This window comes from Terriglobia bacterium (assembly GCA_020073205.1).
Classification (GTDB): domain Bacteria; phylum Acidobacteriota; class Polarisedimenticolia; order Polarisedimenticolales; family JAIQFR01; genus JAIQFR01.
This window is the reverse complement of sequence record JAIQFR010000204.1, coordinates 1-2,763: the sequence shown is the minus strand read 5'-3', so window position 1 is coordinate 2,763 and position 2,763 is coordinate 1. Positions and strand designations below refer to the sequence as shown.

Genomic DNA, 2,763 nt, shown 5'->3' with positions numbered 1-2,763 from the left:
GATCTCGCCGCAGAGCCACCGCATGTAGTCGATGGCATGGCTCTCGTCGAGGAGGCAGCCCCCGCCCTGCTTGACGTCGGCCATGTAGAACGTGCGATAGTCGGCACCTGGGTAGCGGGTGCTCAAATGATACGCGTACTCGGTGCGCGCCGCCCGTACCGGACCGATGCGCCCCTCCTTGAGCATCCGTTCCACCAGCTGCATGGGCGGCCAGTAGCGCCAGTTGTAGGCGGTGAGCACACGGAGCCCCTTGACGTCGCACTCGCGAAGGAGCTCCTCTACCCCGTCGACGGACTGGGTGAGCGGCTTCTCGATCATCAGGTGCACGCTTCGGTCCAGGCTCATTCGCGCGACGGCGAGATGCGAGTCCGGCGGGGTGCAGACGACGACGCCGTCTGCGCCGTCGAGCGCAGCCTCGAGCGTGGAAGTCACGGTCGCGAACGGGAAGTGCCGGGCAGCGGTCTCCCGTTGGGCCGGCGCCAGGTCGTACGCGGTGAGTGTCTCCACCCCGACGACTCGGAAGTTCTGGAGATGGCGGCGACCAATGGATCCGAGACCTATAATCGCGAGTTTCACAGTTCCTCCTTGCTCGACATAATGGGCAGCTCCGCGGCGCGGCCCGGGGTGGTGGCCCCGGCATGCCGCTTATTCCACTCCGCTTCGTACTGGGCGATGTGCCGCAGGTCTCGCTGGACCATGAGCTCCCGAAGACCGTACAGCTCCACGGCGTTGAACTTCTTGCAGATGACGGCTGTCACTCGCGTGGCGTCGCCGAGGTCGAGGATGAAGGCCTCTAGGTCCCCGCCGTACTGCTCGAGGATCTGCTTCTTGAAGGTGTAGTACCACTCCGTCCCCGGATAGGGCGTCACGAAGAACGGTTTGACCTGGAGCCCGAGCCGCTCCCAGGCTTTGACGTTGTCGTAGATGCTGTCGAAGTCCTCGTCGGGAAACCCAAACATCTGATTGGGAATGGGCCGGATGTCCGCTTCGAGCGTCCACCGTAACGACCGCTCGTTCGTCTCGGGAGTAGCTCCCTTGCCGACCGTCTTCATGACCCGCGCGGAGAAGCTCTCGTAGCCGTACAGGAGGTGGGAACACCCCGCTTGCTTCAGGGTGGTCAGCAGCTCGCGGTTGACGAGCGTCGCGTGGCTCGTGCCTCCCCAGTGCACGCCCGTGCATCGCTCGGGATCGTGGGGCACCCCGTCGCGGATGCATTGAGGCTGAAGCCCCTCCTCGATCCACAAGCGCGCGATGTCGGTCAGCCACCGCTTGCCGGAGTACTGGTGCATCGTCATGAGGTTTTCATCGAGGAAGGCGACGAAGTCGATGCCGAAGCGCTCGCGTGCGTACTTGACGAGGCCGACCACGTAGCGTGGGTCGTGGTACCGGATCTGGCGGTCGTAGGTGAACTTGACGTCACGCTCGCCCCCCACCGTCTCCTCGATGGTCATGTCACCCGAGATGCCGAGGTGGAAGCAGAAGCGGCAGATGAGCGAACACCCGTAGCTCGCGTTGATGTCGAGCCGGCGGCGCGCGAGCATCCCCTCCTCCGAGAAGAGCGCCATGCTGTTCTTGAAGTAGATGTCGAGCGGGAAGAGCTCCCACGCGGGATAAGGCAACCGGTCGATATCGTCCATCAGCGGCTGGGCCGGGTTGAGGCGGCTTGCTCCCGACGAGTCGCGCCAGACGAGCCCCTTTACGCCCGCCCAGTCGGGATCGCCCGCGTCCACCCGCCGGAGCAGTTCCATGAACGAGATGAAGGCCTCGCCCACGACGCCCACGTCCACCCAGGACAGGAACCGCATCATGTCATGGGGCATGCTCGTGAGCACGCCGCCGCCGAGGACGACCAGCGCCAGCGGTGCGGTCTCCTTGGCGGCCTGGACGATGTGCTTGATACTCGCGTACGCGGTGGTGATCCCACCCACGGCGACGACGTCCCACCGGTCGGCGGCGAGGACCTGCCGTAGCACCGCGTCGGAGGCGCGCCACGCGTTCGCGTCGTAGACTTGCACACGGTGACCTTCCCGGACCGCGAGGGCGGCGAGGAGCGCCATCCCGTAAGGCACGTGGCGCGGATCATCCTCCTCCCGGACAACCGGATTGACGAAGAGCACCTTAGCCATGACGTGACCTCATGCTGGCGTCCCAACCGAGGCGGCGAGGCGAGTCCACTGACTCACCGGCGCATCGCCCGAGAACGGCAAGTCGTTCGTGTCAAGTCGGGCGAGCTCGAAGGGCGCCCGCAGGTCCGGCACCAGGTCAACCCGGGTCGTGAGCCCGAGGGCGCACCCGGCGTCGGGCAGGAGATCGAGCGTGTCGGCATTGTAGGCGCCGAAGGGATAGCACATGACCCAGCCAGCCGGTCGGTGACCATGTACCCGCGCGAGGAACGCCGCGGTCCGTTCGATCTCATGCGTCTGATCCGCACGCGAGAGAGAGTCGAGCCATACGTGATCGGCACCGTGGCCACCCACCTCCATCCCGGCGCGGACCATGGCCCGGAGCTGGGCGAGATCCATGTAAAGCTCCTGCGCGACCGTCGCCTCTTCGGCGCCGGCATGCTCTTCGAAGAGCCGCGCCGTGATCGCCGCGCGCACGGGCTCGGGCAGGCCGCGCTGGAGCACCCGCTTGATGAAGATCACCTCCGGGCCGTCGAAGCGGCCAGCATGAGCGTACTGCCTCTTCACTGCGGCGTTGACGAAACCGCCAAAGCAGGGTCGCGCCTGACGCCGTTTCGATGATGCTGTCGAGGCCGAAGCC

The 2,763-nt window shown here is 65.8% G+C and carries 3 protein-coding genes; all 3 read right to left on the bottom strand.

Annotation, left to right across the window (positions count from 1 at the left end):
• The coding region (locus tag LAO51_20415) for a Gfo/Idh/MocA family oxidoreductase (protein ID MBZ5641110.1) at nt 1-576 on the bottom strand (576 nt) is incomplete at its 3' end.
• Nucleotides 573-2,126 (bottom strand): cobalamin-dependent protein, encoded by a 1,554-nt coding sequence (locus LAO51_20410; GenBank protein ID MBZ5641109.1) that lies wholly within the window; start codon nt 2,124-2,126, stop codon nt 573-575. The genes LAO51_20410 and LAO51_20415, both read right to left, overlap by 4 nt.
• Before the next feature lie 9 nt (nt 2,127-2,135).
• Nucleotides 2,136-2,763 (bottom strand): polysaccharide deacetylase family protein (locus LAO51_20405; protein ID MBZ5641108.1); only part of this gene is annotated, 628 nt, incomplete at its 5' end.

Coding starts and splice junctions, on each gene's coding strand:
- LAO51_20410 (MBZ5641109.1), bottom strand. CDS start 2,126: ATGGCTAAGGTGCTCTTCGTCAATCCGGTTGTCCGGGAGGAGGATGAT.